Below are 14,365 nucleotides of genomic sequence, written 5' to 3'. Positions count from 1 at the left end.
CGAAAGTTCATACCTTTTTTGATATCATCAACAATCACTAGATTTATAACAAGTATAACAATCAATTTTATGAAACACGACTTGAATTTAAGTTTTTGTATCTGGAAACACCAAGAGATCATACATGGAGATTACAAGTTCGTTTGGCTTAATTCCTTGGAAGATATTCTGTATAATTTAACCTATAAAAATATTTATATGCAGAGCTATCCATGCTAGTATCGAAATAATTAGAGGAGCAACAAACGATCTAGCTCTATATTTTAGATCTTTTGGAAACATGAGGTCTCTAATGTAAAATAATCCTGATGCTCCAACTCCAGAAATAAAAAATGTTACGTAGAAAAGACCTTGATTATCTTTCAGATAATTTTCATGAATATAATATGTTATATAAATTTGAAATATTACGAAAACAACCCCATATACTATAGAGATAAATATGCCTTTCGAATTTTTAATTTTAGCAAAATTTACAACTTGAAGAATCGTCCCATAAATAACTCCGAAAACAATACTAAAAACCATATGGGAGTGTAACTCAAACTGTGTCATTGGATAATTATCTAATGCTAAAATCCTCTATCCAGCTTGAGCCTATCTCCAAATTTAATATAAAGTTGAGATATCGTCAAGCCCCAGTTGTGCATCGGCATTGTCCACTTTTTAGAGATATCCTTAATTATCAGGAACATTAACTTCATAAGAGCTTGCTCAGAACTGAATGCACCTTTAGACTTCGTAATTTTACGGATCTGACGGTGCATGCCTTCAATAGGATTAGTGGTGTAAATAGCCTTGCGAACCTGTTCATCGTATTCGAAAAAAGTAGATAAGTTGATCCAATTGTCCAGCCAGGATTTAGCAGCAATTGGATATTTCTTACCCCATTTCTCCTCAAAGGCGAGTAAGTTTTCGTAGCCCATTTCTTCGTTAATCGCTTTATAAACAGGTTTTAGATCTTCAATGACTGCTTTTTTATCTTTTTCTGTAACATAGCGCATACTTGATCTGATCTGGTGGACAATACATAACTGAACTTTAGTTTTAGGGAAAATAGCTTCAATAGCTTCGGGGAAGCCTTTCAAACCATCGATACAGGCAATTAGAATATCTTCGACACCACGCTGTTTTAGGTCTGTGAGAACAGATAACCAAAACTTTGCACCTTCATTCTCTGAGCTATAAAGACCTATCAGATCTTTACGTCCATCCATCCCTACACCTAATATATTATAAATAGCCCTAGATTCAACTGTACCATTCTGACGTATTTTATAGTGCATGCAGTCTAAGAACACAAAGGGATATACTGCTTCCAATGGACGACTTCTCCACTCATTTACTGCTGGCATGACACTTTCTGTGATACGGGATATTTCAGTAGCAGAAATATCCATAGCGTACATCTCACGAATAAAATCGCTGATAGCACGCGTACTCATGCCTTTGGCATACATACCAAGAACATGCCCTTCTAGCTGTTCTGTAATAATAAGCTGACGCTTGGGAACTACTTTAGGTTCGAATGTGCCAGATCTATCACGCCCTGATTCTAGTTCAAAAGTACCTGTATTAAGACCTCGAACTGTCTTTTTTGTCTTTCCATTACGACGATTAGAGCTGCCAGAGGCCTTCTCCTCTTGAAGATGATTCTCTAGCTCTCCATCCATCATAGACTCCAGTAAATGTTTCATTAAGGGCGCTAGAACGCCGTCGTTGGGAGATAGACTCTTGCCGTTGTAGAGACCTTGCATGGCTTCCTGTTTGAAGCGGTCAAAGTCGAATGGGGTCTTTTCTTTCATGACCATGTCGTTTGAATAATTAAATATAAAAAATCTTATTAAATTATTCCGTTGACACAGTTCTCGTTACAGTCTCGCTAACGCTGATAGTTATCTTTCAACATCTTAATAATATTACTTTTTATGAAAATAATTTTCCTTTTGAGTTTGATGAAGGGTATCAGTCTGTTATCCCTGTACTATTGTAACGTCCGTTTGCTGATGTGAAGCATCTCGCAAACCTGTCCTCCTGTCAGGTAGATTTCCTTTTTTAAGAGTGAGTGAAAATATTCCTTGATATACAGCAGTTCATTTTTGATACCTACCACAGCTTCGAGCAAGGCAAGCATATGTTCGTTTGAATTTCCAACCTGTTTCATCTCTTTTGCTTTTTTAATGGCCGCTCTCCCTACATCAGTAGTTCCACTTCAGACAATCTGAAATATAAGTCTTCCGATTGATGTGCGTTACCCCAAGCATGCTCTTTACCTTGTACGTTTGTAACGTCCTTTTACTTGACAAACTTCTTGTTGATCTAGTCATTTTGTTGCCTGTTGCAGTGCCTTGTAAGGTGAAGTAATTTTCTCAATCAATTTGGAAACTTCCTTGACTTCCCTATGCAATGTTTTTAAAATCTGAATGTCTAAAACCGTTATTTCCATGTTACGTCATTTATACCTCGGAAATAAAAGCCTATTCCAATAAGCATCCCTAATGTTGCTTCCAGTGACTTTATTTGGCGTTCAGTTGCCGAATACTGGCATATAATCCCAACTTTGGTTTCTTGTTTTTTTGGATTGACTGTTGCGGTTTGATTAAGTTGCTGATTTTTAAAGTAGACTTTTTGTTAGTCTGTACAACTTGATTTTTTTATTTTGTTGAAATGACATTGTATCTGACTACAAAGATATACCAACTGTCGAAAACATTTGAGGTACTTCACAACTTTTTTTAAAAGCACGAATCTTTTTCAACGAATTGTAAACTATGCTCGTCAAATTGTAAATGATTTTACATTTCTACAATAGAGATGTATATCTTTAGAAGGAAAATTATTTAGAGGAGACGAAATATTACGCAATTAAAAGAAAAACTCAATAAAAATTGGGAATTCCCTAAAATCATTGATAATGAAAAATAAGATTTTTGTATTTCCCGAAGATTGAGTTTTCCTTGTTTGAAAAGGATTATAAATAGAAAAAAATGAAATAATTAATTCTAATTTTTTGTCTAGCACAATGAAAAAAACAACCTTTTATGTTATCATCTTCCTTACTACAATCCTTTTAGCTTCTTGCTTTTCCTCTTGTGATGGCATTTTGGGACGTAATAAAAAACCATTGGCTTCAGCATATGCACATTTTCAAGAAATCAACGAAAAATACCGTTCCGAAAACTTCGAGGTAAAGTTGTTTTGTGAAACCCAAGCGTTGAGCTCCGCTTCGCCCCACCCAATTCGTGTTTTTCCATCGGTAAACAACCATTTGATTGTGTCTTGTGATGCAGAAAAAAATGAGAAAACCCAAGGCGATCAAATTTATTATAAAATAAATAGCGATGGAGCGCGAGTAGATACTTTGTATTTGCCTCAAGACGAGTATTCGCCAGAATTCATAGATGATTTTATGGTTTTCACCAATTATGACGAAGCCTATTATACCACTTGGCCTCAAAACGGCGACACAACCAAACAAGCCATTAAGGTTTTAAATGAAGATTTGAATTGGGCTGAAGAAAAAGTAAATCAAAAAATTGAAAATGCAAAAAAAGATGGAAAATATTGGTTTTTTAAAAATGTGACCAATAATGATAATTATTACATGCAGTTTTTCTTTTATCAAGACAGACAATGGCAGATGTTGTGGCAAAAATTGCCAGCATACAGAAGCCTTGATCGTAGTGAAACAGCGGATCGCTACTGTATAGATGTTTTTTGGACAGGCGAAGAAGATTTTGATCTACCAGACAATGTTAATTTTTTACATTTTCATCCTGAAGAAAAATTAAGCTATGACCACCATATTGGCGGAGGAAATCCTGGGTATAGTGTAACCAATTGGCGCGGAAAAGCTTTCTTTAAAACACAAATTGGCGGCAAAGATTTTAATTTTTTTGCACCCAATATCGTTGTGGAAAATGAAAAATTTGATGACTTTAAAAATCGATTTTACAAAGTAAGAGACCGAGATTCTGGGGCAATAATTTTCAGACCATCGTTTTATATTTCAGCTAATGGTTTTGCATTTTATTCTTCCGACAGCCAAAAAATGTATTTAATCCGCAAAAAAAACAATCAGTAAAACAACTCAATTAGCAAATTATGAAAAAAATATCACTTCTTTTAATGGTTTTATGTTGTATTTCAAATGTTGTGTTGGCACAGAAAAAAATCACCGCAAACGATTGGACAAAAATACTTTCGAGTAGCATTACAAGTTATCAAGATTACCAATAAAAAATAAATTGTATACGGATGAAAAATATACTAACCTGCCTAATATTTATCGTCTTGGCTACGAGTTGCCAAGGGCAAACAAAAAGTACTGGAACGCCTAAAACGCAAGTGAAAAATGTATCCAATTACGATACATCAACCAAAACCATTCATGTTTTTGTTGCACTTTGCGATAATAAATACCAAGGTATTGTACCCGTACCCAAGTTAATAGGCAACGGACAAGATCCAAACAATAATTTATATTGGGGCTGTTCTTATGGCGTGAAAAGCTATTTTAAAAAGAGTAAAGAGTGGAAATTACTACGGTCCGAAAAACTTGATAAAGTACGAATGGAGCGTTTAATATTTAAGCATACCACACAAAATTATTATCTCGTTGCCGATGCTTATGATGGGCAATACATCAAAAAAACAACGACAGATTTTTTATATAGCGCTGCTGGGCAACTAAAAGATACTATCAACATAAATAAGACAACAATTGGTATAAACGGCAATGCAAAATTAGTGGCTTACATTGGGCATGATGGTTTAATGGATTTTCAGCTGAACGAAAATTTTACCAATGCTGATGGACAACAACGCGATGCCATAATTTTGGCCTGCATCAGTAAAAAATATTTTGCTCCACATTTAACACAGACAAAAGCAAATCCACTTGTATGGACAACTGGTTTAATGGCACCCGAAGCTTACACTTTACACGATGCTTTGAGTCGTTACATTGCTGGCGGAACGGCAGAAGAAATTCGTACTAAAAGTGCTATGGCTTATACCAAATTCCAAAAATGTAGTTTAAAAGCATCGAGAAATTTATTGGTTACAGGATATTAAGATTAAATCGATAGACATAAGAAAAAGAGAACCTTGAAAGGATAAAACATATTAGAAACCGATATAAACAATTAAAAGATGTCAGATAGCAATGGTTTTACAAGAATAAAACAGATCATGAAAAATAAAAAATGGTTTCTTATTGCCGCTGCGGTTGTACTGCTGATTAGCTTGTGCATCATTTTCCCTATAGAAAGTAGTAAAAGTGATTTTATCGCAGATTATATTTACACATATATAACCTTGGTTACGGCAGTCATCATTGCCATGTATGGCTTAATGGGCAAAAACTTTTTCAAAGGCCTACTTTTTATCTTTTGTAGTGCCGCTTTTAGCGTTTTTTGTTGGTTCTTTTTATTGCCAACTGACGAGTTAACGGAATCTAGCTCTGGGTTTCTGGCGCTAATTGTCGTTATTTTAACTGTGTTTGTAAATTTTGCTGCTCTTTTTATGGGAACTGTAACGGGTATCATTTCAGGCTTACTATTTTTAATTGTTAACGCCAGAGTTTTGAAAGATGAAAATCGTTACAAACTTTTTGCAAAAAGGCTACTGGCTTATTTGCTAATTTTAGTTATTGTTTCCATGTTATTTTATAAGGGAGGCGATTGGATTGATGAAATTTCCGACTATTTTAAACCAAATTAATGAACAATATGACAATAACGTTCCAAAACCCTTTTGAAGAAAACATTAGGTCGATTAATTACATCAATAAGGAGCAAACAATCAAATCATTTTTAGATATAAATTGGGAACAGTTAAATATTGATAGTTACGAAAAACACGATGAGGCTATACAGGATTACTATTTTTTCGATATTGAATTTACAGATAGCCTCAATTTTAAGCATTGCCTTAACATTAGCGGTCAATATACTTACGGCAATACCTTAATCAATGATGGGCCACACTTTTACGTTCGCTACATAAGACCTATCGAAAAAACAAGCAGAGGCTTTTTGGGCTTGGGTGCATCAAAAACAAAAACTGTTTTAAGAGAATTGGAAATGGAAGAATGCAATAAACCGTTCGTTATTGATTGCTTAACTGCATTTTTAAATCAAGACACCGTTTTTCTAGAAAACAATATCATCAATAACATAACTTCAAGTTTTTAGGTTTCTGCTTAACAAGCTGGGCACGTAATACACAAGAAATGAACAATTGAATGAACAGAAAAATAAAATTATTTAGGTTTAGCTTTTTCCTGAAAACTTAAAATAAAAAATCACGAAAACTTAAAGCTTCCGTGATTTTTTATTTTGTTGAAATGAATTGTATCTGATTACAAAGCTATATTATCTGCCAAAATCATCCTGAACGCGAACAATATCATCTTCGTTAGATGGATTTTCGCTATCTGTATGTTGCCAAATCTCCGCTAAGATACCGTATCCGTCTAATCCAATTAGACGGTGGCGTTGACCTTGGCGAAGTTTGATAATACTACCTGCACTTAAGGTCTGAACAACAGATTCATCATCTGTATCCGAAACCATCACACCAACTGTTCCATGGATTACTTTCCAGATTTCAGCACGACGGTGGTGATATTGCCATGATAATCTTTTTTGTGGTGCTACAACTAAAATTTTTGGACTTAGTTTATCTGAAATTTTTAAATCTTTGACGTCTAGGCCATCGAAATATTCATTCGCAAATTTCTGCGCTTGATCTTCATTGATAACAAAAAAACCACCCCAAGGTCTTGTTTGGTCAGATTTTTCAATTTCAAATCCTTTTTCTTTTAACGCTTTATCTAATTCCTCAAATAGCGTCGATTTATCAGTTACCATAATATTATATACTTAATAAGAATGTACGTTTATTTTTATTGCTAAATATAAAAAAAATCTTTTAAATAAAAATTGCACAACCGATTTAGCTAAAATTATTTTCTTCTATAATGAAATTGTTCTTTTTAAAATTTATTGAATCGATATAGCTTCCTGTACAGACATCATAGATGATATTGAGCATGATTACACTAGGGCTATCATTATCTCCTCTCAAAATATTTGATTAGTTTTGTATTCCTATTTAAATTATCAATATGTCAGAAATTAAGATCGATCGTGAGAATACATCTTTTATGCAAGCTGTTGCTTTTGTCAACCAGACAAATCAACATATTTTTCTTACGGGAAAAGCAGGAACGGGTAAAACGACATTTCTGAAATACATACGTGATCATAGTTATAAAAAAATGGCGATTACTGCCCCCACTGGTGTGGCAGCTATGAATGCTGGGGGGACAACCTTACACTCTTTGTTTTGGTTGCCTTTTGGAACTTTTATAGAAGACTATGAATTAAAATGGGATGAGCAAGACGGCCATATTTATAATAAGAGTCGATTGTTTAGCACCATTAAACTGACAAAACAACGCCGTACGATCCTTCAGGAATTGGAATTGTTGGTTATCGATGAGGTATCGATGGTTCGTGCAGATACGCTGGATGCCATCAATGTCATCCTGCAATCTGTCCGTCGTGATATGCGACCTTTTGGAGGTTTACAATTACTTTTTATTGGAGATTTATATCAATTGCCTCCTGTGGTACGTGACCATGAATGGCAGGTGCTTCGTAATCATTATAGTTCGATATTTTTCTTTAATGCAAAGGTGCTACGGGACAATCCTCCAATTTTGTTGGAACTGGATAAAATCTATCGACAACAGGATGAAGGTTTTATTTCTATTCTGAATGCTATTCGCAACAATAATTGCGACACAGAGATGTTGCAACAGCTCAATGGATATTATCATCCTGATTTTGAACCTAAAGAAGGAGATCAATTTATTACACTGACTTCCCATAACCGTAATGCGGATGATATAAACGGCAAAGCATTAGCCAGTTTATCGGGTAAAATGCTCAATCTGAAAGCTGTCGTGAAGGATGATTTTGCACAAGGATCGTATCCTGCAGAAGAGATTTTATCGTTGAAGGTTGGTGCTCAAGTGATGTTCATTCGTAATGATACGGGTGACGATCGGAAGTATTACAATGGAAAAATCGGTACTGTAAAAGAAATCAATCTGCAAGCAGAAAGCGTAACAGTTTCATTTCCGGATGGGAGTGAAGATGTCGTTGCCAAACGGGAGACTTGGGAGAATATTAAATATAATTATGATAAAGGGCAAGATCAGATCAAAGAAGAGGTGCTGGGAACTTTTTCACAATTTCCGTTGCGGTTAGCGTGGGCTATTACGATTCACAAAAGCCAAGGTTTGACCTTTGATAAGGCTATTATCGATGCAGGAACCTCTTTTGCTGCTGGGCAGGTGTATGTCGCACTCAGTAGATTAACAAGTCTAAAAGGCTTGGTATTAAAATCCATTATCCCGAGTTATGCTATTCGTACCGATGCACAGGTTGTCGAATTTGCCTTGCGTTCTTCTTTTCAAACTGATATCAAAGAAATATTGGAACAGTGTCAAAGAAGCTACCTGGCTCAGAATCTGATCAATTGTTTCCGTTGGGATGCTTTGACGGGTGCTTGTCAAGATCAGGTAACGGCATTGGCTGATCGAAATATTGATAGCAAAATAGAAGCGGAAGCTTTTTGGGCAACTGTGCAATCCAATTTAGCAACACAAGAAAAAGTAGCGCATAAATTTATTGGTCAATTGTATGAATTGTTGAAAAAGACGGATGAACATGTTGATTACGTGTTAATCTGTGAGCGCACAACTTCTGCTGTTAGCTGGTTTCTGCCCAAAATGGACAAAGACCTAGTTGAAGCCTTAGATAAACACATCAAAGAATGGCAGATTAAAAAGCGTACAAAAAAATATATCGATGAGGCGAAAGAGTTGTTGTTGGATTTTAAGCGTAAAAGGGAACAATTGCAACAATGTCTGATCATTGCAGATGCATTGTCCAAGAAAGATGATTTTCAAACGGCTTTAGAGCAAGTACAGGAACAATCGAAGACGAAAGAGAAGGAAGACCTTGTCGTACAAAAAGAGGAGGGAGCATCTCCTGGGAAGCTGGATACAAAACAGGTGACATTGGAATTGTATAAAGATGGGGCTACTATTGAAGAAATTGCTGTAAAAAGAGGCATGGTGGCAGGAACGATCTATGGTCATCTCATTCATTTTGTGGGGACTGAAGTCGAAGCGACAGAATTGATCGCACAGAGTAAGTTGGAGATTATTGTGAATGCGATTAAAACCAATCCTGGAAAATCATCATCAGAATTAAAAATGATTTTAGGGGCAGATATCGATTATCCCGACATTAAAATTGGACAAAAAGTGCTAGAAACCCCCGTTCATGATTAAGATTTTTCAAAATATGTGTATGTTTGTAACATTAGCTATAAATAGCCATGGGAAAGTCTAATAAGAATCCCAATAAATGGATGGTTTTTGTCTCATTGCCTGTGCAAATGGGAGCCACGATTTATTTGATGTATCTATTAGGGACATGGTTGGATGAGAAATATCATTTTTCTAATGATGTTGCCATGAAAGTCTGTACTTTTATTGGTATTTTCGCCTCACTATACCATTTTATACGAGAAGCTAATCGATTGAATAGAGATGAATAATTATATAAAATTTATTGCAATACTTTTAATTTTCACTATTATCCTATTTGGAGGTCATTATTTCGCTTTACCATCATTCGGAATGGAGGATTTTAAAAGTCTTACAGGATTTCAATTATATAGTTTGTATTTATTTGAAGCGATAGCATCTTTAATTATTCTGATCATCGTACTGGCTACAGACGCAGTGATGCCTAAAAACATAGGTTTTATTTTTTTGGGATTAATTACACTAAAAGCGGCAGCGAGTTATCTTTTTTTTAAAAATGGATTTAACTATTCGTTGGATGATATTTTCGAGTATAATTTTTTAATTGTGTTTTTTCTATTCTTATTTTTCGACGTATTTGTGGCTTTTAAGGTCATTAATAAAGAAGTAGAATCAACCAAAAAGTTGTTTTAATAAAAAGTTTAAATTAATCGCAAAACTTGACAAATAATATTGTATTTTTGCGCAAAAATAAAAACAGAACATGGGGAGCGTTAAGAAAGCATTTCTTTTTTTTACAGTGATTTTATTTGCTGTTAATCCATTTTTGGCTAAGGCTAATGAAGCAAGCGTAGCGCCTGATTCTCAAGACAAAGAGATCAAGTCATACATTGAGCATCACTTGCAAGATGATCATTACTTCTCTTTGTATACAGATAAAGAAGCGGGTAAAACGTATGGATTCTCGTTACCTGTTATCTTAATCGATGGAGGTTTGAAAGTATTTTTATCAGGAGCGTTTGATCATGGTCATGCCGTTGTTGAAAAAGATGGTCAGTACTATGCTTTACACCACGGTAAAATTTATAAAACAGATGCTGAAGGTACGTTGAATGGATATGAGTATCATAAAGATGAGACCGGAAAATATATCACGCTAAAAGATGCTAACGGTAAGGAGCAAAATCAAGAGTTTGAAGCATCTTACAAAATCAACTCTCACGAACTTCATGAAGCACATGATTTTCATCCTACAAATGCAAAAGCATTGGATTTCTCCATTACCAAAAATGTTTTGGGATTAATTTTAACAGCTATTTTGTTATTCTGGGGTTTTATCAGTTTAGCAAATACGTATAAAAAAGGGGCTAATAATTTACCAAAAGGGGTAGGCCGAGTTTTAGAACCATTGGTCTTGTATGTTCGTGATGAGATGGCTATCCCAAATATTGGTCATCGTTATAAAGAATTTATGCCTTATCTATTGTCGGTATTCTTCTTAATTCTGGTATTAAACTTATTAGGGTTGACTCCACTGGGATTCAATGTTACCGGTAATATCACGATTACCTTTTGTTTAGCAATCTTTACATTTTTATTCGTCAATATTAAAGCGAATAAAGATTATTGGAAACATATTTTTTGGATGCCAGGTGTACCGGTTCCTTTTAAAGTAGTGTTGGCACCAATTGAAGTTTTAGGTATGTTTACTAAACCATTCTCTTTAATGGTTCGTTTATTTGCCAATATTACAGCGGGTCACACGGTTATCATGGGATTGATTGCTGTTGTTTATCTATTGCAAAATCAGTTAACATTAGGAGGAAGTATTGGTGTGTCGATGTTATTGACAACCTTCCTGATGGTTATTGAATTATTAGTTGCGTTTTTGCAAGCATTTATTTTCACGATGATGTCATCCCTTTTCATTGGTATGGCGGTTGAGGAACATAATGAAGCACATCACTAAAAGAAATTTTTTGTTTAATTATATTTAAATCATTTATTATGTACAATTTAATTGGAGCAGGTTTAATCGTTATCGGAGCAGGATTAGGTCTAGGTAAAATCGGTGGGTCAGCAATGGAAGCAATCGCTCGTCAACCAGAAGCAGCTAGTAAAATCCAAACTGCGATGATCATTATCGGAGCCTTATTAGAAGGTTTAGCTTTCGGTGCGTTATTGTTAGGTAAATAATCACCCAATGAATTTAAAAGTATTATTTGCGACGGTTGGTCGTAAATAATACTTTCAATTAGACGAAATACAAAAAATATTATCATTCATAATGGAGAAATTAATAGAACAGTTTTCATTTGGTTTGTTTTTCTGGCAAGTCATTATCTTAGTAATCATTATCTTTTTATTAGGTAAATTTGCTTGGAAACCAATTGTAAATGCATTAGCTGAGCGTGAGCAAGGTATTTCTGATGCATTAGATGCTGCAGAGAAAGCGAAATTAGAAATGGCTCGTTTGACAAACGAAAATGAGGCATTATTAAAAGAAGCGAGAGTAGAGCGTGATTTAATCTTGAAAGAAGCAAAAGAAATGAAAGATAAAATTGTTGCTGAAGCTAAAAATCATGCACATGCAGAAGGTGCAAAAATGATTGCGCAGGCATCAATCGAAATCAACGAGCAAAAGAATAAAGCGATGGCAGAAGTAAAAAGTCAAGTTTCTACTTTAGCATTGGATATTGCGCGTAAAGTATTAAGTAAGGAATTTGAAGACCAAAATAAGCAAGAAGCATTAGTAGCAGATTTGCTTAAAGACGTGAAAGTTAACTAATTGGTCATTCAAATTTTATCATTTAAAGAAGTATGTCAGTATTTAAAGTAGCATCAAGATACGCCAAATCATTAATTGATTTAGGAAAAGAACAAGGTAGTTTGGACGCTATCAAAACCGATATGGATCAATTTATCGCTGTTTTGAAAGCTAACCCTGAGCTACGTGCAGTATTGTCTAATCCGATTGTTAAATTGGATAAGAAAGTAAATATCTTAGCGGCATTATTTAAAGATAAAATCAATCCTGCTATCTTATCATTCTTTAACATCATGATCACGAAAGGTCGTGCTGAAGTTATTGAAGCTGCTGCTCATGAGTTTGTTCGTGAGTACAATGAGGTAAAAGGAATTGTAAAGGCTACAGTAACATCTGCAGCACCACTTTCTGATACTAATTTATCAGAATTGAAAGCAACGATTGCCAATCAAATCAATGCACAGGTAGTCATTACCAATAAAGTTGATCAAAGTCTGATCGGCGGTTTTGTAATCACTATTGGTAATAAACAATATGATGCAAGCATTGCAGGTAAATTAAACAGATTAGAAAGATATTTTGAAGGTCAACGTGTATAACGTTGATTTTAGCATTTAACAAAATCAAAAACCCCTTATAATAATAACAATGATAGAGGTAAGACCAGATGAAGTTTCGGCAGTTTTAAGAGAACAATTGTCGGGCTTTAAATCAGAAGCCGAACTAGAGGAAGTTGGTACCGTACTAAGTATTGGTGACGGTATTGCTCGTATTTACGGCTTAACTAAAGTTCAGTCCGGTGAATTGGTTGAATTTGATAACGGATTACAAGGTATCGTATTAAACTTAGAAGAAGATAACGTTGGTGTTGTACTTTTAGGCCCTTCCGATATCGTGAAAGAAGGTGATACCATCAAACGTACCAACCGTATCGCATCTATTAAAGTAGGTGAAGGTATGTGTGGTCGTGTTGTGAATACATTGGGTCAGCCAATTGATGGTAAAGGACCTATCACTGGTGAGACATACGAAATGCCTATCGAGCGTAAAGCTCCAGGTGTCTTGTTCCGTCAACCCGTAACGGAGCCATTACAAACAGGTATCAAAGCGATCGATGCGATGATTCCAGTTGGTCGTGGACAACGTGAGTTGGTTATCGGTGACCGTCAAACAGGTAAAACTGCTGTGTGTATCGATACCATCTTAAACCAAAAAGAATTTTATGATGCAGGTGAACCTGTATTTTGTATCTATGTTGCTGTTGGTCAAAAGAACTCTACTGTTGCGAATATCGTTCGTACGTTAGAAGAACGTGGTGCTATGGCTTATACTGTTGTAGTTGCTGCTTCTGCTGCAGATCCAGCTCCATTACAATTCTACGCACCAATGGCAGGAGCTGCTATCGGAGAGTTTTTCCGTGATACTGGTCGTCCAGCATTGATCGTATATGATGATTTATCAAAACAAGCGGTAGCTTACCGTGAGGTGTCTTTATTATTGAAAAGACCTCCAGGACGTGAAGCATACCCAGGTGACGTATTCTATTTGCACAGTCGTTTATTAGAAAGAGCTGCGAAAATCAATGCTTCTGATGAGATTGCTAAAAATATGAATGACCTTCCTGAGTCGATCAGACATTTAGTAAAAGGTGGTGGTTCATTAACAGCTCTTCCTATCATCGAGACGCAAGCAGGTGACGTTTCTGCTTATATCCCTACAAACGTAATTTCCATTACCGATGGTCAGATTTTCTTGGAGTCTAACTTGTTTAACGCAGGTATTCGTCCAGCGATCAACGTGGGTATCTCGGTATCACGTGTGGGTGGTAATGCACAAATCAAACCGATGAAAAAAGTAGCAGGTACATTGAAATTAGACCAAGCACAATACCGTGAGCTAGAGGCTTTCGCGAAATTTGGTTCTGATTTAGATGCTGCAACTAAAGGTGTTTTGGACAAAGGTATTCGTAACGTTGAAATCTTGAAACAAGCACAATATTCTCCGGTATCTGTTGAAAAACAGGTCGCTATTATTTATGCAGGTACAAAAGGTTTATTCCGTTCTGTTCCAGTAAATAAAGTAAGAGAATTTGAAGAAGAATACTTAACGTTGTTAGAGCAACGTCATCCAGAAGTTTTAGCTGCTTTTAAAGCCAATAAATTCTCTGATGAGTTAACTTCAGTATTAGAAACAGTAGCTAAAGATTTAGCATCAAAATATTAATTTAGGTTTGAGATATTAGATTT

15 protein-coding genes are annotated in these 14,365 nt (G+C 35.4%); 12 read left to right on the top strand and 3 right to left on the bottom strand.

Features of this window, described 5'->3' with window-relative positions:
* Window positions 1–572: 572 nt before the first annotated feature.
* Window positions 573–1,805 (bottom strand): IS256 family transposase, encoded by a 1,233-nt coding sequence (locus LZQ00_RS12270; RefSeq protein WP_234509583.1) that lies wholly within the window; start codon window positions 1,803–1,805, stop codon window positions 573–575.
* Window positions 1,806–1,984: 179 nt separating this feature from the next.
* Window positions 1,985–2,164: a hypothetical protein gene (locus LZQ00_RS12265; protein WP_234509582.1), complete on the bottom strand. Its 180-nt coding sequence runs from the start codon at window positions 2,162–2,164 to the stop codon at window positions 1,985–1,987.
* Between the two features lie 858 nt (window positions 2,165–3,022).
* Here LZQ00_RS12265 and LZQ00_RS12260 point away from each other — a divergent pair.
* The 4 genes from LZQ00_RS12260 to LZQ00_RS12245 all read left to right on the top strand — a co-directional run bounded on the left by LZQ00_RS12260 (window position 3,023) and on the right by LZQ00_RS12245 (window position 6,197).
* Window positions 3,023–4,084, top strand: coding sequence for a hypothetical protein (locus tag LZQ00_RS12260; protein ID WP_234509581.1), 1,062 nt, complete (start codon window positions 3,023–3,025; stop codon window positions 4,082–4,084).
* Window positions 4,085–4,257: 173 nt separating this feature from the next.
* Complete coding sequence (locus LZQ00_RS12255; RefSeq protein WP_234509580.1) at window positions 4,258–5,076, top strand: hypothetical protein; 819 nt, start codon at window positions 4,258–4,260, stop codon at window positions 5,074–5,076.
* Between the two features lie 117 nt (window positions 5,077–5,193).
* Window positions 5,194–5,724 (top strand): hypothetical protein, encoded by a 531-nt coding sequence (locus LZQ00_RS12250; RefSeq protein ID WP_234509579.1) that lies wholly within the window; start codon window positions 5,194–5,196, stop codon window positions 5,722–5,724.
* Window positions 5,725–5,732: 8 nt separating this feature from the next.
* Window positions 5,733–6,197 carry a hypothetical protein gene (locus tag LZQ00_RS12245; RefSeq protein WP_234509578.1) on the top strand — a complete coding sequence of 155 codons (465 nt, stop codon included), beginning with the start codon at window positions 5,733–5,735 and terminating at the stop codon, window positions 6,195–6,197.
* A 180-nt stretch (window positions 6,198–6,377) separates the two neighbouring features.
* Here the strand turns inward: LZQ00_RS12245 and LZQ00_RS12240 are convergent, their stop codons facing one another.
* A complete protein-coding gene (locus LZQ00_RS12240) occupies window positions 6,378–6,875 on the bottom strand; it encodes a phosphoheptose isomerase (protein ID WP_234509577.1) in 498 nt (165 codons plus the stop codon).
* A gap of 257 nt (window positions 6,876–7,132) precedes the next feature.
* On the opposite strand from LZQ00_RS12240, the gene LZQ00_RS12235 reads away from it, so the two are divergent.
* The 8 genes from LZQ00_RS12235 (at window position 7,133) to atpA (ending at window position 14,342) form a co-directional block, all read left to right on the top strand.
* The gene (locus tag LZQ00_RS12235) at window positions 7,133–9,373 is read left to right on the top strand and encodes a helix-turn-helix domain-containing protein (RefSeq protein ID WP_234509576.1); all 2,241 of its coding nucleotides are present in this window, start codon (window positions 7,133–7,135) and stop codon (window positions 9,371–9,373) included.
* Window positions 9,374–9,420: 47 nt separating this feature from the next.
* On the top strand, window positions 9,421–9,642 hold the full coding sequence (locus LZQ00_RS12230; RefSeq protein ID WP_234509575.1) for an AtpZ/AtpI family protein: 222 nt from the start codon (window positions 9,421–9,423) through the stop codon (window positions 9,640–9,642).
* A complete protein-coding gene (locus LZQ00_RS12225; RefSeq protein ID WP_234509574.1) occupies window positions 9,635–10,045 on the top strand; it encodes a hypothetical protein in 411 nt (136 codons plus the stop codon). Before LZQ00_RS12230 ends, LZQ00_RS12225 begins: the two co-directional genes overlap by 8 nt.
* Window positions 10,046–10,115: 70 nt before the next feature.
* Window positions 10,116–11,321, top strand: a complete 1,206-nt coding sequence (atpB, locus tag LZQ00_RS12220; protein WP_234509573.1) for a F0F1 ATP synthase subunit A — start codon at window positions 10,116–10,118, stop codon at window positions 11,319–11,321.
* Between the two features lie 38 nt (window positions 11,322–11,359).
* Window positions 11,360–11,548, top strand: coding sequence for an ATP synthase F0 subunit C (atpE, locus tag LZQ00_RS12215; protein ID WP_021188666.1), 189 nt, complete (start codon window positions 11,360–11,362; stop codon window positions 11,546–11,548).
* 91 nt (window positions 11,549–11,639) lie between these two features.
* Window positions 11,640–12,140 (top strand): F0F1 ATP synthase subunit B, encoded by a 501-nt coding sequence (locus LZQ00_RS12210; protein ID WP_234509572.1) that lies wholly within the window; start codon window positions 11,640–11,642, stop codon window positions 12,138–12,140.
* Window positions 12,141–12,172: 32 nt separating this feature from the next.
* The gene (locus tag LZQ00_RS12205; RefSeq protein ID WP_234509571.1) at window positions 12,173–12,718 is read left to right on the top strand and encodes a F0F1 ATP synthase subunit delta; all 546 of its coding nucleotides are present in this window, start codon (window positions 12,173–12,175) and stop codon (window positions 12,716–12,718) included.
* A gap of 49 nt (window positions 12,719–12,767) precedes the next feature.
* The gene (gene atpA, locus LZQ00_RS12200; protein ID WP_234509570.1) at window positions 12,768–14,342 is read left to right on the top strand and encodes a F0F1 ATP synthase subunit alpha; all 1,575 of its coding nucleotides are present in this window, start codon (window positions 12,768–12,770) and stop codon (window positions 14,340–14,342) included.
* Window positions 14,343–14,365: the final 23 nt, after the last annotated feature.

It is taken from the genome of Sphingobacterium sp. SRCM116780 (assembly GCF_021442025.1).
Classification (GTDB): Bacteria; Bacteroidota; Bacteroidia; order Sphingobacteriales; family Sphingobacteriaceae; genus Sphingobacterium.
The sequence above is the reverse complement of the archived record's forward strand: the minus strand, read 5'-3'. Positions and strand labels throughout refer to the sequence as shown.